Consider the following 20,333-nt stretch of genomic DNA (forward strand, 5'->3'; position numbering starts at 1 on the left):
CATGGCCACACTCTTTGCGCTCTTTCTCTCGGTCTTGATCATCGGCGGTGCGCTCTTCTCGCTGATCGCCGCCATCGGCGTCAACCGCCTGCCGGATGTCTATAGCCGCATGCACGCCGCCTCCAAGGCCGGCACGGTCGGCTCCGGCCTGCTGCTGCTCGCTGTTGGCCTGCATGCCGGCGATATCGCGACCTTCGGGCGGGCGTTTGCCGGCATTGTCTTCTTCATCCTCACGGCCCCGATTGCCGCCCATCTCCTCGCCCGCGCCGCCCACAAGGTCGGCTATCCACTATCGTCCGTGTCAGTTTGCGACGAGATGACCAAGTAATGGGCAGCTTTCACCGGTGACTTGAATTGACCTGAGAAGCGAAGAGTTTCTTCGATCTAGAGAAGTGAAGCTTACTCACACTTATTTTTGCACCTGTTAAAACTTGCAGATCATTACAGTGGACTTTTACATCAGGGGTGATATTTCAGGAATGAGAGTGCTTTCCGCTGCTTCGCAAGATTGAGTGGTCATGTATTTGGTATCAATGTTTCATTGAATACCGATAAGACCTGTCGGTTTTGCTGGAATAAGGCCCTAGAAATGGGGGGTGGCTGAAGGCGAATGCATTCTGAACATAAGCTATGTTCTTCATATTCTGGCGATGCTGTCGGATATGCAGAACCTCATATCATGAACAGGCTGCGGCGGTGCCTGCAATGGTTGAACAGGAGATTGAAATGAGTGAAGTACAACAGGGTCTCGACCCGCAATTGCTGGTCGAACTCACGGCGGATATCGTGGCTGCCTATATCGGCAACCATGTTGTTCAGGTCGGCGATCTGCCGACGCTGATTGGTGATATCCACCAGGCCCTCAGCAACACGACTTCGCCAACCCCGGTTGTCGTGCCGGTGGAAAAGCCGAAGCCGCCAGTGCCGATCCGCAAGTCGATCGAGGACGACTACCTGATCTGCCTGGAAGACGGTCAGAAATTCAAGTCGCTGAAGCGGCACCTGATGACCCATTACAACATGACTCCGGACGAATACCGCGAGAAATGGGGTCTGCCGGCCGACTACCCGATGGTTGCCCCGGCCTATGCCGAAGCGCGTTCGCGCCTCGCCAAGGAAATGGGCCTCGGCCAGCGCCGCAAGCGCGCCAAGTAAGCCATCCATCCAGATTTCGCATTGAAGAGGCCGGGTTTCGCACCCGGCCTTTTTCGTGTCCGCAGCATAGGATTATTTCCCTGAGTGCGGACCCGCATTGGGGGGGATGACTTCTTGCATGGCCGTTCCGCACGATCCCCCGCAAATTGAGGGTTTCCAGCCTTCCGACTTCTGTTATCGTGTAGGAAGAAAATCCTATATCGCGAGGTCGCCATGCAGACTGCCACATCCCCCCGCTATACGCTCCGGCCCATCGCTCCCCCAACCCCCACGGACGCCCCGGGCTCAGGCAGGTCACAAACGCCGCCGCCCTCCCTTGAGCATCGTCTGCTCTGTATGATCCTCCGCCAGCTAACCCAGGAATTGCTGGAGGCCATCGGCATCGAGGCCGAGGGCGGCAATCGGCGGCGCGCAACGAGCCATGTCCGCCAGATCGCCATGTATGTCTGCCACACCGCCTTTGCGCTTTCCATGGAGGAGGTGGCGGCCGCCTTCGGGCGCGAGCGCTCCACGGTTGGCCATGCCTGCCGCATGGTCGAGCACCGCCGCGAAGACCCCGGCTACGACGCCTTCGTCGCGACCGTCGAGCGCATGGCAAGCGCCGTCCACTTGCTCGTTCCCCGCACTGCCGCTTGAAAGAGGTGCCTGCATGACCCTGACCATTCAGAAGACATCCAGAGGAAAAGCCCCAGGGACCGCAACGCTGGAGGGGAAAGCGCTGCCTCGCGACCAGAAGCCGACCCGCCGCCTGCTGCGGCTGCTGCTCGACGGCCCGCTCACGGTGATGGGCCAGGCCGCTGCGGAGGCAAGGCCCGGCGAGGGCGTCAACGCCGCCGCACCTGCCGCCATGCTCCGTCTCGGCCGTGACCCTTCCATCGGCACCATGACCGATCTCACCGTCGATGCCGGCCTGCTTGCCGGCCTTGCCGCGCGCGGCCTGATTGCCCGGACCGGTTCCACCATTGCCGCCACGCCAGAGACGGCTGCCTATTTGCGCCGCGCGCTCTGCGATCTGCCGGAGGAGAGTTTCGCCGCCCAGCATAGGCAGATGGAAACCATCACCGAAGCCACGCCCGAAGGCCGGCGCGTGCTGCGCCGCAATCGCCAGGAATCGCCGCTCTATCCGCTGTTGAAACTAAAGGACAAGGACGGCCGCGCCTTTCTGCCGGAAGAGGCGGTGCTGGCCGGCGACCGGCTGGCCGCCGATTTCGACTACGGCGCCCTGCAGCCCCGCATCACCGCGTCCTGGGAGCCAAGGCTTGCCACCCGCGTCAAGGGCCAGGCGCCGGATGCTCCGGATCTCGCCGACAGCCGGCTGGCCGCGCGTGCCCGCGTCAACCGCGCCATCGCCGCCATGGGTCCGGAACTGGCCGGCGTCGCCCTTGATGTCTGCTGCTTCGGCAAGGGCCTGGAAATCGTGGAGCGCGAGTGCCAATGGCCGGCCCGCTCGGCCAAGCTCATGCTGCGCACCGCGCTGTTAGCACTCGCCCGCCACTATGCCCCGCCGCAAAAGCCCGCCCGCACCCGACACTGGGGCGAGGAGGGCTATCGCCCTGAAATCACCGAGAACGCCGAGGACGCTGAGGGCGCCGAGGCCCCGGCCAGTGAGCGCGGCTAAGCCCTCAAACCAGCCGCCGCGCCGCCTCTTCGCGAATCCGCTGGATCATCGAGCGCAGCCCATTGGCGCGCTGCGCCGTCAGATGTTCGAGAAGCCCGATCTGGCTGAACAGGTCGAGCGCATCAAAGGCGACCACCTCGGAGGCCTTTTTGCCCGAATAGGCGGCCAGCACGATGGCAACCAGCCCGCGCACGATAAACGCATCGCTATCGCCGCGAAACGTCATCACCGGATCGACCCCGTCACCGGCCTCGACCGACAACCAGACCTGGCTCGCACAGCCCTGCACCTTGTTCTCAGCACGCTTCTCGGCCTCCGGCAGATCCGGCAAAGCCTTGCCAAGCTCGATGACATACCGCATCCGGTCCTCCCAATCCTCGAGGAACCCGAAATCATCAATCATCGCATCCAAAGTCGCCATGCCGCACCCATTCTGTCTGTCGGACCTCATATAGAGGAGAGGGGGAGGCTTGTGTACCGGGTGCGAGGGAGGAAATGAGGGGAGGGGACACGGTTCTTCCAATACGATCCTGGGCTTTCGAATTTATAAAGTGCATATTTTAAGTTGCAGCCATGCCAGGCGTCGCAATGCCCCGCATTCGGCGGCGGTTGTGTGCCACTTGCAGATATTGGACACGTTTTGGAAAGCGCGAATTCCGATGACCGATACGACGCTGAACTTCTATGAGACGAATTCCGAGACCTATGCGGCCAACAAGGCAACGCCCAATCCGAGATTGGGCGCCTTCCTCAGCCAGTGCAAGCCGGAGGGCAGGGTGCTGGAATTGGGGACGGGCGGTGGCGTTGATGCCAGCGTCATCATCGCAAACGGCTTCACGCTCGATGCGACCGATGGATCAGCGCAACTGGCAGCCATCGCGTCGCGCCGCATCGGGCAACCCGTCAGGACCATGCTGTTCCATGAATTGGATGCCGAGGATGCTTATGATGGCGTTTACGCCTGCGCGTCCCTCACGCACGTCCCACGGCAAGACCTTTGCGAGGTCATCAAGAAAATTTACCGCGCGATGACGGCCAATGCCGTCGTCTGGGCCAGTTTCAAGGCAGGGTCCGAAGAAGCGTCCGATGCCCTTGGCCGCTCTTACAATTATCTCCAGCAGGACGAACTCATGTCCCTCTGGCAAGCCGCCGCACCGTGGCGAAAGATGGAAGCCGAGGCCTGGACAGGCAGTGCCTATGACCGCAAGCCGACGGATTGGGTTGCGATCACGGCGGTGAAATGACGTCTGTACGGGGCCGTAACAAGACTGGATCCATCTCTTCCGTCTGAAGCATGGGAGCACACGGCCGTCAGAGTTCCTCAAGCCAAGTGTTACGTACTGCGTGACTGTCATAGCCATGGCTTGTGAAAAGCCCTTTGATTTCGAGGCTTCCGGTTTGATAATCGAGTTGCGCTTCCAATGCCGAAACAAGGCGAAGCCAAACCTCCCTGTTCGGATACCAACTGGGTGTTGGGTCAGAGTGGGAGGGGGGGATGGGTTCAAGCTCTCCTTGAAATGCAGAGAGCGGATCAACCGCGATGACTGCAACTGACGCTGTCTCAAAGCGACCCGGAAGGCGTGGATACCACCTGGCTGTTACATCGTCATCCACATATTCGAAGATGGGCACTTGGTAGATGTCGCCGTCTGGCGGAGCGTGCAAAGACTTCCAGCCGCAATGATGCAATATCGCCCGGCCATCCAGCCTTAGGCAACTCAATGGTTTTGCAGAGGGTCTGCTCAAAGGATCTAAAACGCCACTCTCTGCCTTGCTGATCGCCCTCTTGATTTTATCACTGATGATTGTGGTATCAGTCGCAGGCTCAAATATCTTCCATGGATGAAGCAAGGCTGACGCGTCCGCAAACTTGCAGTCGGATCGATCCGGTTCGAATGTGTTTAGACCGTAGGATTGCTGACGGCGCAACCTTGCTTCCCAGCGTCCTTGAAATACACCGCCAGTTTCAACAACTGAGGAAGGGCTCGCGCCAAAAATTGTGTCATCCGGCCAGAAGAGAATGGCATCCCTGATGAAGTTTGCCATTCTATACCACATTTCGTTTGATATTGATTGGCCCTTGGATTGTTGCTTTTTCAAGCGTGATGAATTGTGATCGACGATCCATATTCCCGCTACATAGTTTTTGCGGCGATTTTCTCTGGTCACGTTGAAAAAATAGTCAGTGTCGCCGTCCCGGTAGCGATAAATTCCTGCGCATTGATCTGTTACGTTTCTGTTGCCCGAAATAATCTCATGTAATTCGAGCCGCTGTCCCGACGCTCGATCTGTCAGGCATCGTGAAACTGGATGAAACTCGAACAGCTCCGAAAGGGCGATTCGTGAAACAAAAGTGTCCTCGCGGAAGGCATACGACATCTCCTCAGCGTTGAAGCTGTCTCGCTCCAGCGTTGTCGCGACCTGAAGCCTCTTGGTCCTGTCCGTTCCGGCAACGGAAATGATTCCATCGATGCGAATCCATTCAGGCTTTGGGATGTGAATCGCGTTTGAGCGGCCGTGACTATCGAATGCGGGATGGGAGGAGTGGATGTATGTGTCCTCCCATAGCCATATCCCGTTTCTGCAAAGTTCCTGAAAGCGTTCCAGAAAGTTTCTGGAAAGTTTCACCGGCATCTTCCTGCCGTGGCCGCTCCTGGGGGCATACTCAAGGCTGTTTGATGTCCCCATGTTTCGAGAGATGGCTCCAATGACACTGTCGCGACCATTCTCAACATTCAGGTACCAGTCTGGCTCGTCGGTACTGAGGGTGATGCAGTCGGTAATGATCTCATCGTCCATGTACACCCAGGGCGACCTGCGGAATCGACCCGGAAATAGCGGGAAGAAGAAGCGGTCACCGGATCGCAAGTGAGGACGACTTGGCAAGAGCTTGGTGACCAGTGCCCGCAGGTCGTCCCGCGCTGCGTCAGACAGCGTCTCCTGGGTGTCGAGGATATCTTCTGCAGTGACAATCTGGGTTGGGGGGACAAAGTGCCACTCGCGGGCGTCCTCTATCCGATCAACAACCACCGGCACGCTGCCCAGATCAACATCCGCGGCACTTCGCAGAAAAGCCATTTCAAAGGTTCGGTAGTATTTGTCCTGCCATCTCCCTTCGTGCCAGCCGCCAGTGACGGCAAGCAGACTTGGGCGGAGACCTGTTGCCTCTCTTTCCGGCCAGCAAGTCAATGCGTCGCAAATGAACCGGTCAAACGCGACCCACTCATTGTGTCCCAATTCAGCGAGATCTGAAGCTTTGAATGACCGGGCATAATCGAGGCGCCAGATGAGGGAGCGCTGCCGTGAGGGACTGAAAACGTCGCGCCATTGAACTGAGACTTGCATGCAGCGCTTGGTATCGTTCGCTTCGAAGCGCATCCAGCGGCGACCGGTCTCGAATTCCTCTGGAGCCAACGCATCTTGGTCAAAAAAGCCGAGAAAGCGAACGGACGCGCCGTCACGTCGAATGAGGGCTTCTCGATCTTCATGCATTGACCACCAGCCGACCAACGGCCTGGATTTATGGCGCCCAAACGGTGGAACAGTCATAGTCGGCACTTAAGAAGGTTTGGTGTCATGGAGTTGAAAAAACCTGAAGGAGAAAAGTGAATTGGTCCGCCTTGCGCTGACGGAGTTTGAGAGGATGGTTGGTATGGCTCGAAAAATGGGAAGCAGTAAAATTTCGAAATGCAAAGGCAGGTGATAATCCGTTTTCATCCCAAAAGAGGCTTCGCTGGTGGGGGGCGAAACCGATCGGCAGTTCGAAGCGCAAGCGCAACGGGGGCGCCGAAGGGCCTGCTTGCTTCCACTATAACCTCAAGGCTTGTGTTCAAGATCAGAAACGCGGTGTCCGAGGTCGGCAACGGAGGTCTCGATCCGCGCAAGCGTAGCCTCGAGCGAGGTCTGAATGTTGCCAAGCGCGCCGCCGAGTTCCATCTTGATCGTGAGTTCAAGGTCGTCACGCAATTCAACCTGCCGGCGCTCGGGGCGCCGGGTCAGGTCATATACGCCGTTGACGAGGCGCAGGACGTCACCGAGATCTTTGCGCATCGGCCGCATTTCATCGATCCTCGTCTTCGCCTGTCGCGCAAGAAAGTCGAGGCTCACAGATTCCGTTGTCATCATCCCAGATCCCGGCATCATCGTTGAAATCTAGCGCGAAACTGCAAGCGTCACAACCGCAGCGGGCGATGCGCGAAACACACCCCAAAAAAAACGCCGCGAGGATTGCTCCTCGCGGCCCGGCATAGGCCGATCAGCAGTTTGGGACAGGCAGACAGGCATCCGGCTATGGCCAGCCGGATGCAAGCTCGGGGGGAAGGGCGGGGATCGCCCTTGGAAATTCTCTTTATGGCCGCTCTGAAGTCAGGGGCCGGGTCTGTCAGGCTCGGCTACCCGTTCAGGGCGTCTGGCTTGGCTTGCGATAGGGTTGTGGCAGGTTGCGCGGTCGGGCGCTCGGCACCACGGTGCCGGTCGTGATCGGCTCTTCGAATTCAGCGGCAGCCACTGCCGGCGTCACCTTCGGCTTGACAATCTCGACCACGCCCTTGTCCGTTTCAGGAGCGCTGAGCGGACGGGCGTCTGCCGTCGCGCGCTCGCTCTCTTCCGTGTCGGTGAACTGCTTGTCGAGGATCTGATAGGCAACCAGCGCGCCTTCGCGGGCCCGCTGGCCGATCGCCTGGAAGGTTTCCATGCCCTTTTCGCAGACCTCGGGCCGCTCGACGCAGAGCGAGGCGACATACTCATAGGCGCCGGTAGCGGCGGTAAACGCATCGCCGATTTCCAGCCGCGAACCGCCGTCTTCCTCTTCGTGCGGCGGCGCTGCCAGGAACGAGAGCGCCACCAGCGTCACCGTGCAATAGAACGTTCCCTTGATCAGAAACCACATGTCGTCACCAATACCCTGTTTTCCGGTCTGTTCCGGATGGCGTCGGGTTTGCCCCGAACTTGTGCCCTTTACCTAAGCCCTGATTCGCGAAGATCGATTTTCAAAAGACGGTCGGATTCGAAGCGAATTTGATTAAAATGCAAACTGTCGCTCAACCTCTGCGCGACAGGGCGCCAATCTGCCGCTGGCGATTAAGCATATTTGTGGCAGAGGTCAGGAAATCCACCGCTTTCCTGCGGCGTCTCCTCGGTCAAATATTAACGCGACCGCTAAAATTCTAGGAAAATCAGCAGTTACGCCCCGTTAACCATAAACCGCAAAGGCCCTTTTCGCTGTCCCGAATCGGGTCAGATGCCCCCCAACCGCCGGTTTCCGGAGCCTCGCCTTATCTATTCTTTAAGCGCGCCGGCGCTATCTTCGGCTGTGAAATGTGAAGTGAACCGGTCGCGGAATCCTGGCGTGGTTGTATTGCGTAAGATGTCGGATGAGATGGCTGCCCTGCTGGACGGGATTGCAGCACGCTGCCTGCCGCGTCAGGCCGCCGGCCGCTCGATGGACCAGGGCGAGATCGTCATCCTGCGTCGCCTGACGCTCGGCTTCTTTCCGGCCGTGGTGCTTCTCCCGGCTCTCCTGTCCTCCGTCTTCGGGCTTGCTGCGGGTCTTCCGCTCGGTGTCGGCCTCGCTTCGGCTCTCTTCATGCTGGCCTGCGTCGCGCTTGTCGCCGGACGCCGCCTCACGGGCCCGGAAAAGCCGGCGGGTGAACCGGACATGCCCAATCCCTTCCATGGATATGAAGCCTGCCCGGGCCTCTTCCTGACGCTCGACCACACCGGCATGGTGCGCGCCGCCGGCGGCCGGGATCGCGAGATCTATCTGGCCTTCCTGCGCGAGCCGCTGCTGCGCCCCTTCGTCGAACATGTCCATGTCTCCGATCGCCTTGCCTTTGCCCAGAGCCTTGATGCCCTGCGCCAGGGGGCGGATGCCGTCGTCATCGACCTGCGTCTCGATCGTCCGGTGCTCGGCCTGACCCAGACCCAGTTCCTCAATGTCCGCATGGACATGACGGCAATCCGCCGCGACGATGGCGCGCTCCAGGCTGTCCAGGCGCAGATCCTCGACATCGAGAGCGAGTTGAAGATGCGCGATGCCATGCGCCAGAAGGAGCATGAGGCGATCGATGCGCATGAGACCAAGAGCCGGTTTCTCGCCGCCGTCAGCCATGAGCTGCGCACGCCGCTCAATGCCATTCTCGGCTTTTCCGACATTCTCGCCGGCGAATATTTCGGCAAGCTCGAAACCGATCGCCAGCGCGAATATGTCCAGCTGATCCGCCAGTCCGGCGCCCATCTTCTGTCGGTGGTCAACACCATGCTCGACATGTCGAAGATCGAGGCCGGCCGCTACGAACTCCAGCTCGAGCGTTTCGAGGTCGATGGCGCCGTCATCGCCTGCGAACGCATGCTGTCGCTGCAGGCCGCCGAAAAGGGCGTCAAGCTCACCAGCCGCCTGTCGCGTGGTCTGGGCGATATCGTCGCCGACGAGCGGGCGCTGCGCCAGATCCTGATCAACCTCGTCGGCAATGCCATCAAGTTCACCGAGGAAGGCGGCGTCGTCACCATCGATGCCACCCGCCAGGGCGCCAATGTCGTGCTGTCTGTCAGCGATACCGGCATCGGCATCCCGGCTGACAAGATTGCCATGCTCGGTCGTCCCTTCACGCAAATTCAGAATGATCTCAACCGAAACTATGAGGGTTCCGGTCTCGGCCTTTCGCTGGTAAAGGGACTGACGGCCCTGCATGGTGGAACCTTCTCCATCGCCAGCCGCCCGGGGGAAGGCACGGTCGCCACGATCGTCCTGCCGCTCGATGGCTCTGGCGCCGTGCAGCTGTCCGGTGAAGACGAGACCATGGTCGAGTTCCCGCCGCGCCTGGCCAAGACTGACATGATGGGAGCCCAGAGCGGGAAAACGGACGGGAATGACGAAGCGAAAGCGAAAATCGCCTGAGAAGACGCCGGCCAGGAGCCGGCTTCTCGGCCTCGTTTTGGCCGCCGGCGGCGCGCTTTGGCGTCTTGCCCTTCGTTATCCGCGTCTCGTTGGCGGCGTCGCCACCTTCGGCGTCGTCTTCGGCACGGTCGCCGCCAATGCCCTGTGGTATCAGCCCGGCCAGCATCCGTCGCCCTTCCTGCGCACCCGTGACGCCGGCGATTTCACCGCCCTGGCCGGTGCCCAGAAAAGCACGCTGCTCACCGAACATGATCCGGCCAATGTCACCACCTTCCGCATCGAGCGTGAAGGCGAGGGGGAGGCCGAAGCACTGCCAGCCGCAGCCGATCAGACGGCGGAAGTCATCCGCCGCGTCCAGGCGGCCCTCATCGCACGCGGCCTTTATGATGGCGAGCCGGATGGCGTGATTGGCCCGCGCACCGAAACCGCCATTGCGCTCTTCCAGAAATCCGCCGGCATGGAAGCAAACGGCCTCGTCAGCCCGGAACTGATGGCAGCACTGGAGCTCGAGACGGGCTTTACCGCCGCAGTCCCCGCCCAGCGCCCGTCCGATCTCACCGGTCTTGAAGCCGACACGGATCCGGTGGCCGCCGCCATCCGCAAGGCACAGACGACGATCGTCACCAATCCGCCCCGACGCCCGGTCACCGCCGAGCCGAAGTCGATCGCCGAGCCCAAGGCAAGCGCCGAGCCCAAGCCCGCCGCCGCCGTGCAGCCTGCCGCCGCCACTGCCGCTGCCCCGGCCGACGCCAAGCCGTCGGCTGCCCTGGTGGCCGCGCCCGTGCCGCCACGGGCCGTCACGGGGGAGGCATCCGCCCCCGCTGAGACGCCGCCGATCAGCCAGGCCAGTTACGATCCGGGCCTCGTCATGGAAATCCAGCGCGGTCTGTCCAACATGGCCTATAAGGATGTCACCATCGATGGCATGCCGGGCGAGGAAACGCGCACCGCCATCCGCCGTTTCGAGCGCCACTACCAGCTGCCGATCACCGGCGAACCCAGCCAGGCCGTGCTCAAGAAGCTCCGCGACATCGGCGCCTTGTGACCTCCGGTTTACTGTTTTTTAGCTTTGCATAATAAATGCTTCTTTAAGCATGCGCGCCTACCATCCCCGATTGGGTAATGCCGAAGCGCGACTCTAGGGTCCTATTGTCGCGACTTGGCATCAGGAGGATGCTCATGAACGTCGCCTTGCATCATGTGGCGGATGACCGGGATCGGGGCCATGCCCCGCTGGCGCCGCAAGTCCCGGATCACACGGTTGAACGGTCCCCGGCGCCATCGGAAGTCGATGCTGCCGCGCTGCGCGACATTGTCCAGCGCCTGGCGAAGGAGGCCTCCAGCCTCGGCATCGATATTGTCGATATCGGCGGCGCGATCCAGGATGTGGCGCAGGTCTCGCGCAGCCATGCCAGCACGTTTGATGAAATCACCCGCACCGCAATCACCATTTCCGAAAACAACCGCACCGTGGCCGCGGCCCTGCGCGAGACGGATGAGACCGCGGGCGAAGCCCGCCGCATGTTGGGCGACAGCGCCACGCGCCTGACCGGCGCCGTCGGCAAGATCGATCACATGGTCTCGACATCGGAGGAAATCGGCACGGAGATCGGCACCTTTGCCCGCTCGCTGTCCGAGGTCGACAAGGTCGCCGAGGAGATCGGCACCATTGCCCGCCAGACCAATCTTCTCGCCCTCAATGCGGCGATCGAAGCGGCGCGGGCAGGGGAGGCCGGCAAGGGTTTTGCCGTCGTCGCAGCGGAGGTCCGGGCGCTGGCGCTGCAGACCTCGCAGGCCACCGGCGCCATCCAGCAGACGCTGAATGAACTGCGCCAGAAGATCTCCCGCCTGACGGAAGCCGGCCGCGGAGCGACGGAAAGCGCCCGCGATGTGCGCCAGACCTCGCAGGCGATGAACCAGTCCTTCAGCGCCATGGAGCAGGTGATCACCCGCATCCTCGACAGCTCCTCGTCGATCTCCGGCACCACCGAGACGGTTGACCGCCAATGCGCGCAATTCGTCGTGACGCTGAATGCCATGTCCGGCGAAGTGCGCCAGTCCGATCACCAGCTGCAGGAAACAGCCGCCCGCATCGACAAGGTCGTCGGCCTGTCGGAAACGCTGGTCCAGCTGACCGCCAGCGCCGGCATTCGCACCGTCGACAGCGACTGGATCGACACCGCCGTCTCGGTCGCCGCCAGGATTTCCGAAACCTTTGAGCGCGCCGTCGAGACCGGCCGCATCCGCATGGCCGATCTTTTCGACCGCCAGTACCGCCCGATCCCGGGCACCGATCCGGTGCAGATGATGACCGGCTTCACCGATTTCACCGACCAGGTCTTGCCCGCCATTCTCGAACCTGTGGCCACCAGTTCCGACCGCATCGGCTTTTGCGCGGCGGTCGACAACAATGGCTACCTGCCGACCCATAACCGGAAATTCTCAAGTCCCCAGCGCCCCGGCGATACGGTGTGGAACACCGCCAACTGCCGCAACCGCCGCATCTTCAACGACCGCGTCGGCCTCGCCGCCGGCCGCTCCACCGCCCCCTTCCTCGTCCAGACCTACCGCCGCGACATGGGCGGCGGCAATTTCGTCCTGATGAAAGACATCTCCGCCCCCATCACCATCAACGGCCGCCACTGGGGTGGCCTGCGGCTGGCGGTGAAGGTGTGAGGGAGGATCGGCAAGTGAAAAGGCTGACGGGGTGAGGGGCGACGTATGAGGGGTGAGGCAAGGGATCATGGCTGACGGTGTGAGGTGTGCAGGATCGCGCCCACATCACCCCTCATCCTGAGGTGCCTGCGCCAGCAGGCGTCGAAGGAGCGAGGCCATACCATGCCCAGGCTTACGCCACCTGCTACCTGCCGCTCGCGCACCGCCAGCCCCGAATGCCACCGGCCCACGTCCTTCTGATGTCGCTGTCGCTCCCACCTCAGGATGAGGGCTGACCGGCGTGCCTCGCTCGCCAGCCAAGGTTTCGCTCCGCGCTGGCGGACGCCACGCGCCTACATCACCCCTCATCCTGAGGTGCCTGCGAAAGCAGGCCTCGAAGGATCGAGGCCCCGGCACTCACCCGGCGAAAAGACCCAAAACGACCCTCATTGCTTTCCGATCAATCTCACGCAATGATTGCAGAAGGGGGTACCATGGAAGTGACGGTGTACATCCTGCGATGCCGCGACGGATCGTATTATACGGGGCTCACCAAGCAATCGATCGAAGCCAGAATGTGGGAACACAATGCAGGGGCCTTCGATGGTTACACGGCGCAACGACGACCGGTGGAGCTTGTCTTCACGGAGGTCTACGACCGGATCCTGGACGCGATTGCGCGCGAGCGGCAGATTAAAGGCTGGAATCGCGCCAAGAAGGAGGCGCTGATCGCCTATGCCTATGAGGCGCTTCCTGACCTTTCGCGGCGGGGACCTGTAAAGAGGATCGATTGAACCCGGTCGAGCCCCACCCGCTTCTTGCCCACCCCGCCAACACTTTCCCCACCCGCCCACATCACCCCTCATCCTGAGGCGCCTGCGAAAGCAGGCCTCGAAGGACCGAGGCCACAGCTATCCCGCCTTTTCCAGCGTCAGCCAACCCTGCAAGCCACCCGCCCTCGTCCTTCTGATGTCGCTTGCGCTCCCACCTCAGGATGAGGGCTGACCGGTGTGCCGAGCGACCTCCGGATAAGAGCCGACCGTTGAGCCGCCCCACCTCAAGATGGGGCCAACCGGTATGCTCCGCCGCGGGCCAATCTTGATGATGACGCCGGCTTCCCCACCCGCCCACATCCCCCCTCATCCTGAGGCGCCTGCGAGAGCAGGCCTCGAAGGACCGAGGCCCCGGCCATGCCCAGGCTTACGCCACCCGCCACCCGCCGCTCGCGCACCGCCACCCGCCCTCGTCCTTCTGATGTCGCTTGCGCTCCCACCTCAGGATGAGGGCTGACCGGTGTGCCGAGCGACCTTCGGATAGGAGCCGACCGCTGAGCCGCCCCACCTCAAGATGGGGCTAACCGTTATGCTCCGCAGCAGGCCAATCTTGATGATGACGCCGGCTTCCCCACCCGCCCACATCACCCCTCATCCTGAGGTGCCTGCGAAAGCAGGCCTCGAAGGACCGAGGCCCCTGCACCCAACGACCGCACCCCGCCCACCCACACCCCGGCCCCCACTTCCCCTCCCACCTGGCATGCCCTACAAAGCCCGCATGCGCATCCGTTCCGATATCCTCGTCTCTGCTCTCACCCGCCGCGTCTTTGCCGATGGCGGATATGCCGCTGTCGTGCGCAAGGGTGCTGATGCCTCCGGCGCGATCTTTGTGCGCCAGCGGTTTCGCGATGGGCTGGAAACGCTGTTTGGACCGGCACCCCAGGCGATGATTGAGACTGAGGCGCGTGACGACCGGTTGTTCGAGGAGCGGCTATCCCGCGCCGAACCGGAGGCGGTCGCCGATGTGATTGCGCGGGAAATGAAGTTCGACAGCGATCTCTGGCTGGTCGAAATCGAGGTCGATGCGATCGGCACCTATCTGGACCTGGCGCCCACTGCTAAATGACGCGGCGCGAAGCCCTTAGCGCTTGCGGGCGCGCAGCACCTGGCGGCCATGGTCGTCGCCAACAGGGCGGCGATTGCCATGCGACGGGCCGTGGCCGGACAAGGATGCCGGCAGGCCGGCCTCGCCGGTAACGTTCCCGCCATTGGCCGCCACCCGCTCCGGTGCCGGAAAACGGTCGGCTGTGGCGAGCGGTTCGCCAAAGGTGTAGCGGTCGGCCCGAAGCCAGCTGTCGATGCGGGCCTCCGCCTGGCCGGGCTCGATATCGGCAATCAGCCGCACGGCGCGGCTTTCCGCCCCGTTCGCCGCCCCGTCCGCCACCCCGTCCTGCTGGCCATCGTCCCGTTTCGCCATGCGGGCAAGATGCGGATAAAGGGCCTTCAGAACGAACACGGCATCGGCCGTCTCCATGCCGACGCCGACCAGCGTGGTGGCGAGCTGACGGCCGGAAATGTCGATCAGGATGCGTTCGGCAAGCCAGCGACTGGACGAGAGCACATCGGCAAGCGTCGTGCAGAACAGCCCGCCTTCATGGCTGCGGGCAAAACGCACGAGAAGGGCGGCCTGCACCGCCCCAATCGAAAAGCGGCCCAGCCGGTCTTGGCTCTCGGGCAGGTCGCGCCTGGCCAGCGTCTTGATCGTCTGGCGCAGCGCCTCTTCGCGCCCCAGCCGGTCGGCGTCGACCGACGCCTGCGCGCCGTCCGGTGTGACAATCTCGGTCCGGCGAACGCCCGGCAGTGGCGCGGCGGCGGCGCGGCCGGCCGGTTCGGATGTCGTCGCCTGCGCCATCTCGGCTGCCGGCTGCTCGGGGCGCTTGCCCTCGCTGTGGCGAAGCCCGACCAGCGTGTCGATGACGGTCGGCGAGAGCTTGTCGCGCTTGACGATGGCGCGCGCATGGTCTGCCCCTTGCGTGCGGGCGATCATGATCAGCAGGTCATCGGAAAGGGCGGGCGAAGAGGCGAGGAAGGGCGCGGCAATTGCGATCGGTTGCGAGGCGATGAAGGCGGCAATGGAGAGCGGCAGATTGGGGCTTTGCGAAAGGGCCGCCACCGCGTCGCGCCGGGCCTCGAGCGAGGAACCGGCAAACAGTGGCTGGAACAGCTCGGCAAATTGGCGAAGCTCGGATTTGGCCGGGTGGGAAAGCGCCTGAAAACTCGTGACCGTGGCCATGAGAACGACATCCTTGTTCCGCGCGCGGCTCGGCCGTTCCAGTTCCCTGAATTCTTCGCTCACGAGCCACGCACTCCAACGCAATACAGATACGCCTCACTTTAGAACGAAATTGTTAGCAGGCTGTTAACTAACCTATGGCTTCCTCGATCAAGGCGGATGGCCAGATCAGGCGATTCGCCACATAGTTCGGAAACTTCGGATATTCTTGATAGTGCATACCCCGTTTCACGGGCTGATCCATGAAACGGGAGCGTTTGAGAAAGGCGCAAGTGATCCCGGTCCGTGGCCATCCATCCGCGACATGAACCGGGCTGTGCCGGGCCCCTTGGGACAGGGGCAGGGTGAGATGAACCCCCTCATCCCTCTCGATCTTTCTTGATGAAAGGAGAACGAGCATGGCGGATATCATCAGGATCGCCGATCGGCGGTGCGAAACACGACGGTCTGCGTCTTCGGCCGGACCGGACACCGGTGCCAGGGCAAAGCCCAAGGCCGGTGCAAAGGCCAAGATCCTCCTCTTCACCGGCATTCGTTACGAGCGCTTGGGCGCTGAACCCGCCTGGACCCGCGTCGAATTGCCAACCTTGCCCGCCCTTCCGGCACCCGCCTGATGGACGCTTGAGACGGCACGCGAAAGTCCGGCTCACCCGGCCGCCGTCACGAGGCCTCGGAAGGCTTGCGTCCTTGCCCATGAGGGGTCGCCAGTTGAGGGTCGCCAGTTGACGGTCGGAAAGATGAGGCCGTTCAGCGCCCGGTAAAGGGCAGGCATTCGGCATCGGCCAGAAAGGCCGTGGCTTCGGCCTCAAGGCTTGGCTGTGGCACCATGGCGCGCAGCACCACATAGCCCGTCGTGCCGCGATGCTCGACCAGAATGGTCTGGGCCAGGGCGGCAATCGGTGTCTTGCGCAATTGCGCCACCTGCACCGGCGTTGCCAGAAGCACATCGAGATCGCCGGCCACCGAGGTCCGGTCATTCATCGAAAACACTTCATTCGCATCGCGGTCATAGATCGCCATCGACCAGAATTCGACGCCACCGGCTGCCGTCAGCGAAAGCGGCTGCGTGCCGATGTCGAAATGGCAGACGGCCAGTCTGAGATAGGGATTGCGGCTCGAAAGCCCCACGGCATCCTCGGTCGCCGAGAGCGGATGAAAGACAAAGGGCTGCCCCTCCGCCGTCACCCGCGTATAGGCGTCCCGGCCGGTAAACAGCGGCACGCCGAGAATGATGATGATGTGCAAGAGCACCGCCCCGATAATGCCGGTCAGGAGCGCATAGACGAGTTTACTCATTGCCGCACCCGATCGCATCGATGACCGGCATGTCGAGACCGGAAAGCCCCGTGGAGGCCGCCGCAGGCGTGTCGAGCAGCGTCAGCACCAGCTGGAACGAGCCGGTATCGGGAATGGCCAGCCAATTGCCCGCCTGCGCCGTCCTCGACACCAGAATGTCGAAGGTGCCGTCGGTGCGCCTGAGGATCGTCTGGGAATTCTTCGCCACCGGAAGGTTTGCACCCGCCGTCAGCGGCTGGCCGCTGTCATCGGCCGCATAGAGCGTCCAGGCACGGGCCGCCGGTGTGCGGCCGCTCATCTTGTAGGAGCAGGTGCCGGTGAGGGCCAGCCCCTTGGAATCCTGAGTGGCGGTAAACTGCAGCCCCTCGGCCGAGCCATAGAGCAACAGCCCGGCCTTGGCGCGATGCGCCTTGGCATAGGGATCGGCTGCCAGCGTCTGCGCCGCCGGATAGGCCCGCCACCCCGACACATCGATCGCCCCGAAGCCGACCGACGCATTCAGCATCGACAGCGCCGACAGGATCCCGCCGGCAAAGGCAACGAGAAGCGTGAAGGCGACGATGAGGGGAACACGGAGCACGCTCTGGCAAAACCTTGGGGGCACGAGGCGGCAGATCACCGCAGGGAACTATCGGTCCCGACGGGTATCACTGATTCGGGAAGGAGGGAAGTTTCGTCGGGGAAGGCCTCCGCGTAAGTGCCGGCTTCGCTTGCAAGCCTTCGCCCTCCAATCTGCCGCCGATCTCTCTGCCTTGTCCGTCAGTTGCCTTCCCACAAAGCCTCATGCCCCTTGGCGGGATCGCAGTGTGTGTCGAGCCCGATGTTTCCTCGACCGAAAGCCTGGCGACGGATCGACCAGAGCAGCATGTCCCTCTCGCCCTCGATCACCAGAACAAGATGCGGTGAACTCTTGCCTTTCGGCAAGGCGTAGAAGCCGAGGTCTGATCTTGTGACCGTGCTGTCCGGTTTTGTCGGCATGGTGAGACACCAGGCGCGTCCGTTCGCAAGCTCGCTAGCATGGTCGATGATCGACTGGGTCTGCGCGGAACCGACAAAAGACATCACGGCGATCGTCAGCGCGGCGCTGGCACCTCCGACGTCGAAATATCCCCTGAGCCGCCAGCCGAGAAAGGCGGCAATCCCTGCGGCCGTGCAGCCGATCACAAGATCCAGCGCGAGACCGCCGGAATGGCCGCCCGTCAATGCTGCCAGGGGGTGGAGCAGCAGCAGACCCGTCACGCCGCCCATCGCCACGGCGATCACGAGATCGACCCATTTGGTCCTGGGCTTGCGTTCGCTTTGGCGGCGGCGGACATGGCGGTAGATTGCCTCGATGACCACCCGAATGGTGACGACGATCCCGATGGCGCCGCAGAAATAACCGAAAAAGGCGAAGGTGATCGCATAGCCAAGATCCCGGTTGGACCAATGCACAGGCCCCGTCAGCACCGAGCCCGTCATAAAGGCGAGGCCGGCAAGAAACAGCCCCCGCCACATCAGATGTTGCGGCAGAAAAGGGCTGATCAGAGCGAGGAGAAGCGATGCGCAGATGAAGGATAGTGCGAGTGTGTCGATCATGGCCGCACCCAATCACGATCACCTTAACCGCGCGTAAGCGGTGGCATCACAACTTTTGATAAGGGCATCACCGCCCCCAAGCCGGACACCCCACGCCCCTCAGATCGCCACCTGCTCGCCCAGTTCCACCACCCGGTTCGGCGGCAGCTTGAAGTAGCGGGAGGGGTCGATGCCGAAATCGGCCAGCGCGATATAGAGATGCTCCTGGCCCCAGGGCAGGCCCTTGCCGGGCATGGCGATCAGGTTGCGGCGGCCGAGATAGAAGGAGGTCTGCATGATCTCGAACTTGAAGCCCTTCTTCTTGCAGAGCGTCAGCGCCCGGGCAACATTCGGCTCGTCCATGAAGCCGAAGGTGATGTCGAGCCGGATGAAGCGCTTCGACAGGCGGATCATCTCGACGCGGTCGGCATCCGGCACATAGGGCTTGTCCTGGGTCCAGATGGTCAGGATCACGTTCTGCTCGTGCAGCACGTGGTTGTGCTTGAGATTGTGCAGGAGCACGGCCGGTGTCTTGTCGGGCACGCTGGTCAGGAAGACGGCGGTGCCGGGCACCACGACAGGCGCGCTTTCCGATTGACGGTCGATCGAGCTTTCCAGCGAATCGATGAAGGTGTGGATCGGAATGTCGTTGCGGGCGATCTTGTCGCGCAGATATTTGGAGCCCTTGGTCCAGGTCCACATGATCATGATGATGACCAGCGCCAGCGCCAGCGGCACCCAGCCGCCGTCATGCACCTTGAGCAGGTTGGCGCCGAGGAAGACGCTCTCGATCACCATCAGCGGCAAGAGCAGCACGGTTGCCCGGAAGCTTGAAAAACCCCAGACCGAACGCAGGAACTGGAAGGACATCAGCGTCGTCACCACCATCGCGCCGGTGACCGAGATGCCATAGGCGGTGGCGAGCGATTCGGAATCGCCAAAGGAGAAGATCAGCACGATCACGCCGATAAACAGGATCATGTTCACCGCCGGCACATAGATCTGCCCGGTATTGGTCTCCGAGGTGAACTTGATCATCAGGCGCGGCAGGAAGCCGAGGTGCACCGCCTGGCGTGCGAGCGAAAAGGCGCCGGTGATCACGGCCTGGCTGGCAATGATCGTTGCCATCGTGGCCAGGATTACGATCGGCAGCAGCGCCCAGTCCGGATAGAGCAGGTAGAACGGGTTGTCGATCGCCGCCGGATGGCTGAGCACAAGCGCGCCCTGGCCGAGATAGTTCAGCGCCAGTGCCGGAAAGACCAGGATGAACCAGGCGACACTGATCGGTTTGCGGCCAAAATGTCCCAGATCGGCATAGAGGGCTTCCGCCCCGGTAACCGTGAGGAAAACGGCGCCGAGCACGATCACACCCGCCCAGCCGGCATGGGTGATGAACCACAGGGCCTTGCCGGGATTGAGGGCAGCCAGGATCGTCCAGTCGTCGCCGATATGGATGAGGCCACCCCAGGCCATGGCGAGGAACCAGGCAACCGTGATCGGGCCGAAGAACTTGGCAACCGCCGCGCTGCCCTTTGATTGCACCGCGAAAAGCACCACCATGATCACCGCCGACAGCGGCAGCACATAGTCCGAAAAGGCCGGCGTCACCAGTTTCATGCCCTCGAGCGCCGACATGACGGACAGGGCCGGCGTGATCATGGCGTCGCCGATGAACAGCGCCGCCCCGACAAGCCCCGCGAAAAACAGGACCGGCATGGAGCGCAGGTTCTTCTTCATCAGAAGCGCCAGAAGCGACAGCGTGCCGCCTTCGCCGTCATTGTCGGCGCGCAGCAAAAACAGCACATATTTGAACGTGACGATCACCGTCAGCGTCCAGATCATGAGCGAAATCAAGCCGATGACATGGTCGGGCTGAATGCCGTTTGCCGCAAACGGGCGCAGGGATTCCCGGAAGGCATAAAGCGGGCTCGTACCAATATCGCCATAAACGACGCCGATACTGCCAAGGAGAAGCGAGAAGAATTTCCGCCTTTCCGACTGAACGGGCGATCCGGCGGCATTCGAGGCGGTCATGCGATCTCCTGGCACGGGCGCAGTGTTGCACTGCAACGATTATCACAAGATCCGCGC

At 62.1% G+C, this 20,333-nt stretch carries 20 protein-coding genes; 11 read left to right on the top strand and 9 right to left on the bottom strand.

Annotated elements, in window-relative coordinates; translation table 11 throughout:
* The first annotated feature begins 1 nt into the window (after position 1).
* From mnhG to ACSV9I_RS07845, 4 genes are all read left to right on the top strand, one after another.
* Entirely contained in the window at positions 2-328 is a 327-nt protein-coding gene (mnhG, locus tag ACSV9I_RS07830; RefSeq protein ID WP_054159596.1) for a monovalent cation/H(+) antiporter subunit G, read from the top strand.
* Between the two features lie 398 nt (positions 329-726).
* Complete coding sequence (locus ACSV9I_RS07835) at positions 727-1,155, top strand: MucR family transcriptional regulator (protein ID WP_054159621.1); 429 nt, start codon at positions 727-729, stop codon at positions 1,153-1,155.
* A 336-nt stretch (positions 1,156-1,491) separates the two neighbouring features.
* Entirely contained in the window at positions 1,492-1,791 is a 300-nt protein-coding gene (locus tag ACSV9I_RS07840) for a helix-turn-helix domain-containing protein (protein ID WP_438328225.1), read from the top strand.
* Between the two features lie 13 nt (positions 1,792-1,804).
* Positions 1,805-2,773, top strand: coding sequence for a DUF6456 domain-containing protein (locus ACSV9I_RS07845; protein ID WP_438328226.1), 969 nt, complete (start codon positions 1,805-1,807; stop codon positions 2,771-2,773).
* Between the two features lie 4 nt (positions 2,774-2,777).
* Here the strand turns inward: ACSV9I_RS07845 and ACSV9I_RS07850 are convergent, their stop codons facing one another.
* Positions 2,778-3,194 carry a SufE family protein gene (locus tag ACSV9I_RS07850; protein WP_438328227.1) on the bottom strand — a complete coding sequence of 139 codons (417 nt, stop codon included), beginning with the start codon at positions 3,192-3,194 and terminating at the stop codon, positions 2,778-2,780.
* A 238-nt stretch (positions 3,195-3,432) separates the two neighbouring features.
* On the opposite strand from ACSV9I_RS07850, the gene ACSV9I_RS07855 reads away from it, so the two are divergent.
* Complete coding sequence (locus tag ACSV9I_RS07855; RefSeq protein WP_438328229.1) at positions 3,433-4,017, top strand: class I SAM-dependent methyltransferase; 585 nt, start codon at positions 3,433-3,435, stop codon at positions 4,015-4,017.
* Positions 4,018-4,084: 67 nt separating this feature from the next.
* Here the strand turns inward: ACSV9I_RS07855 and ACSV9I_RS07860 are convergent, their stop codons facing one another.
* From ACSV9I_RS07860 to ACSV9I_RS07870, 3 genes are all read right to left on the bottom strand, one after another.
* Positions 4,085-6,322: a hypothetical protein gene (locus tag ACSV9I_RS07860; protein ID WP_438328231.1), complete on the bottom strand. Its 2,238-nt coding sequence runs from the start codon at positions 6,320-6,322 to the stop codon at positions 4,085-4,087.
* Between the two features lie 267 nt (positions 6,323-6,589).
* Complete coding sequence (locus ACSV9I_RS07865; RefSeq protein WP_438328232.1) at positions 6,590-6,895, bottom strand: hypothetical protein; 306 nt, start codon at positions 6,893-6,895, stop codon at positions 6,590-6,592.
* A gap of 277 nt (positions 6,896-7,172) precedes the next feature.
* Positions 7,173-7,661 (bottom strand): DUF5330 domain-containing protein, encoded by a 489-nt coding sequence (locus ACSV9I_RS07870; RefSeq protein ID WP_438328233.1) that lies wholly within the window; start codon positions 7,659-7,661, stop codon positions 7,173-7,175.
* 489 nt (positions 7,662-8,150) lie between these two features.
* Here ACSV9I_RS07870 and ACSV9I_RS07875 point away from each other — a divergent pair, with 489 nt between their 5' ends.
* The 5 genes from ACSV9I_RS07875 (at position 8,151) to ACSV9I_RS07895 (ending at position 14,222) form a co-directional block, all read left to right on the top strand.
* Entirely contained in the window at positions 8,151-9,668 is a 1,518-nt protein-coding gene (locus ACSV9I_RS07875; protein ID WP_438328543.1) for a sensor histidine kinase, read from the top strand.
* Positions 9,640-10,713 (top strand): peptidoglycan-binding domain-containing protein, encoded by a 1,074-nt coding sequence (locus ACSV9I_RS07880; protein ID WP_438328234.1) that lies wholly within the window; start codon positions 9,640-9,642, stop codon positions 10,711-10,713. Before ACSV9I_RS07875 ends, ACSV9I_RS07880 begins: the two co-directional genes overlap by 29 nt.
* A 134-nt stretch (positions 10,714-10,847) precedes the next feature.
* Positions 10,848-12,344: a methyl-accepting chemotaxis protein gene (locus ACSV9I_RS07885; protein WP_438328235.1), complete on the top strand. Its 1,497-nt coding sequence runs from the start codon at positions 10,848-10,850 to the stop codon at positions 12,342-12,344.
* A gap of 473 nt (positions 12,345-12,817) precedes the next feature.
* A complete protein-coding gene (locus tag ACSV9I_RS07890) occupies positions 12,818-13,117 on the top strand; it encodes a GIY-YIG nuclease family protein (protein WP_438328236.1) in 300 nt (99 codons plus the stop codon).
* A gap of 757 nt (positions 13,118-13,874) precedes the next feature.
* Complete coding sequence (locus ACSV9I_RS07895) at positions 13,875-14,222, top strand: DUF1491 family protein (protein ID WP_438328237.1); 348 nt, start codon at positions 13,875-13,877, stop codon at positions 14,220-14,222.
* Between the two features lie 15 nt (positions 14,223-14,237).
* Here the strand turns inward: ACSV9I_RS07895 and ACSV9I_RS07900 are convergent, their stop codons facing one another.
* Complete coding sequence (locus ACSV9I_RS07900) at positions 14,238-15,389, bottom strand: DUF2336 domain-containing protein (protein WP_438328544.1); 1,152 nt, start codon at positions 15,387-15,389, stop codon at positions 14,238-14,240.
* A 398-nt stretch (positions 15,390-15,787) separates the two neighbouring features.
* Here ACSV9I_RS07900 and ACSV9I_RS07905 point away from each other — a divergent pair, with 398 nt between their 5' ends.
* The gene (locus ACSV9I_RS07905; protein ID WP_054159582.1) at positions 15,788-16,003 is read left to right on the top strand and encodes a hypothetical protein; all 216 of its coding nucleotides are present in this window, start codon (positions 15,788-15,790) and stop codon (positions 16,001-16,003) included.
* A 133-nt stretch (positions 16,004-16,136) separates the two neighbouring features.
* Here the strand turns inward: ACSV9I_RS07905 and ACSV9I_RS07910 are convergent, their stop codons facing one another.
* From ACSV9I_RS07910 to ACSV9I_RS07925, 4 genes are all read right to left on the bottom strand, one after another.
* Entirely contained in the window at positions 16,137-16,685 is a 549-nt protein-coding gene (locus tag ACSV9I_RS07910; RefSeq protein WP_054159581.1) for a DUF1254 domain-containing protein, read from the bottom strand.
* Positions 16,678-17,265 carry a DUF1214 domain-containing protein gene (locus ACSV9I_RS07915; protein WP_438328238.1) on the bottom strand — a complete coding sequence of 196 codons (588 nt, stop codon included), beginning with the start codon at positions 17,263-17,265 and terminating at the stop codon, positions 16,678-16,680. Before ACSV9I_RS07915 ends, ACSV9I_RS07910 begins: the two co-directional genes overlap by 8 nt.
* A 179-nt stretch (positions 17,266-17,444) precedes the next feature.
* Positions 17,445-18,263, bottom strand: coding sequence for a hypothetical protein (locus tag ACSV9I_RS07920; RefSeq protein WP_438328240.1), 819 nt, complete (start codon positions 18,261-18,263; stop codon positions 17,445-17,447).
* Positions 18,264-18,362: 99 nt separating this feature from the next.
* The gene (locus ACSV9I_RS07925) at positions 18,363-20,276 is read right to left on the bottom strand and encodes a potassium transporter Kup (RefSeq protein WP_438328242.1); all 1,914 of its coding nucleotides are present in this window, start codon (positions 20,274-20,276) and stop codon (positions 18,363-18,365) included.
* Between the last annotated feature and the right edge of the window lie 57 nt (positions 20,277-20,333).

Origin of the sequence: Rhizobium sp. G187, assembly GCF_051549525.1 — a bacterium.
In the GTDB taxonomy this organism is placed as follows: Bacteria; Pseudomonadota; Alphaproteobacteria; order Rhizobiales; family Rhizobiaceae; genus Allorhizobium.

Bases quoted from the DNA above. Each gene is read 5' to 3' on its own strand.
- mnhG (WP_054159596.1), top strand. From the start codon at position 2: ATGGCCACACTCTTTGCGCTCTTTCTCTCGGTCTTGATCATCGGCGGT.
- ACSV9I_RS07835 (WP_054159621.1), top strand. From the start codon at position 727: ATGAGTGAAGTACAACAGGGTCTCGACCCGCAATTGCTGGTCGAACTC.
- ACSV9I_RS07840 (WP_438328225.1), top strand. From the start codon at position 1,492: ATGATCCTCCGCCAGCTAACCCAGGAATTGCTGGAGGCCATCGGCATC.
- ACSV9I_RS07845 (WP_438328226.1), top strand. From the start codon at position 1,805: ATGACCCTGACCATTCAGAAGACATCCAGAGGAAAAGCCCCAGGGACC.
- ACSV9I_RS07850 (WP_438328227.1), bottom strand. From the start codon at position 3,194: ATGGCGACTTTGGATGCGATGATTGATGATTTCGGGTTCCTCGAGGAT.
- ACSV9I_RS07855 (WP_438328229.1), top strand. From the start codon at position 3,433: ATGACCGATACGACGCTGAACTTCTATGAGACGAATTCCGAGACCTAT.
- ACSV9I_RS07860 (WP_438328231.1), bottom strand. From the start codon at position 6,322: ATGACTGTTCCACCGTTTGGGCGCCATAAATCCAGGCCGTTGGTCGGC.
- ACSV9I_RS07865 (WP_438328232.1), bottom strand. From the start codon at position 6,895: ATGACAACGGAATCTGTGAGCCTCGACTTTCTTGCGCGACAGGCGAAG.
- ACSV9I_RS07870 (WP_438328233.1), bottom strand. From the start codon at position 7,661: ATGTGGTTTCTGATCAAGGGAACGTTCTATTGCACGGTGACGCTGGTG.
- ACSV9I_RS07875 (WP_438328543.1), top strand. From the start codon at position 8,151: ATGGCTGCCCTGCTGGACGGGATTGCAGCACGCTGCCTGCCGCGTCAG.
- ACSV9I_RS07880 (WP_438328234.1), top strand. From the start codon at position 9,640: ATGACGAAGCGAAAGCGAAAATCGCCTGAGAAGACGCCGGCCAGGAGC.
- ACSV9I_RS07885 (WP_438328235.1), top strand. From the start codon at position 10,848: ATGAACGTCGCCTTGCATCATGTGGCGGATGACCGGGATCGGGGCCAT.
- ACSV9I_RS07890 (WP_438328236.1), top strand. From the start codon at position 12,818: ATGGAAGTGACGGTGTACATCCTGCGATGCCGCGACGGATCGTATTAT.
- ACSV9I_RS07895 (WP_438328237.1), top strand. From the start codon at position 13,875: ATGCGCATCCGTTCCGATATCCTCGTCTCTGCTCTCACCCGCCGCGTC.
- ACSV9I_RS07900 (WP_438328544.1), bottom strand. From the start codon at position 15,389: ATGGCCACGGTCACGAGTTTTCAGGCGCTTTCCCACCCGGCCAAATCC.
- ACSV9I_RS07905 (WP_054159582.1), top strand. From the start codon at position 15,788: ATGGCGGATATCATCAGGATCGCCGATCGGCGGTGCGAAACACGACGG.
- ACSV9I_RS07910 (WP_054159581.1), bottom strand. From the start codon at position 16,685: ATGAGTAAACTCGTCTATGCGCTCCTGACCGGCATTATCGGGGCGGTG.
- ACSV9I_RS07920 (WP_438328240.1), bottom strand. From the start codon at position 18,263: ATGATCGACACACTCGCACTATCCTTCATCTGCGCATCGCTTCTCCTC.
- ACSV9I_RS07925 (WP_438328242.1), bottom strand. From the start codon at position 20,276: ATGACCGCCTCGAATGCCGCCGGATCGCCCGTTCAGTCGGAAAGGCGG.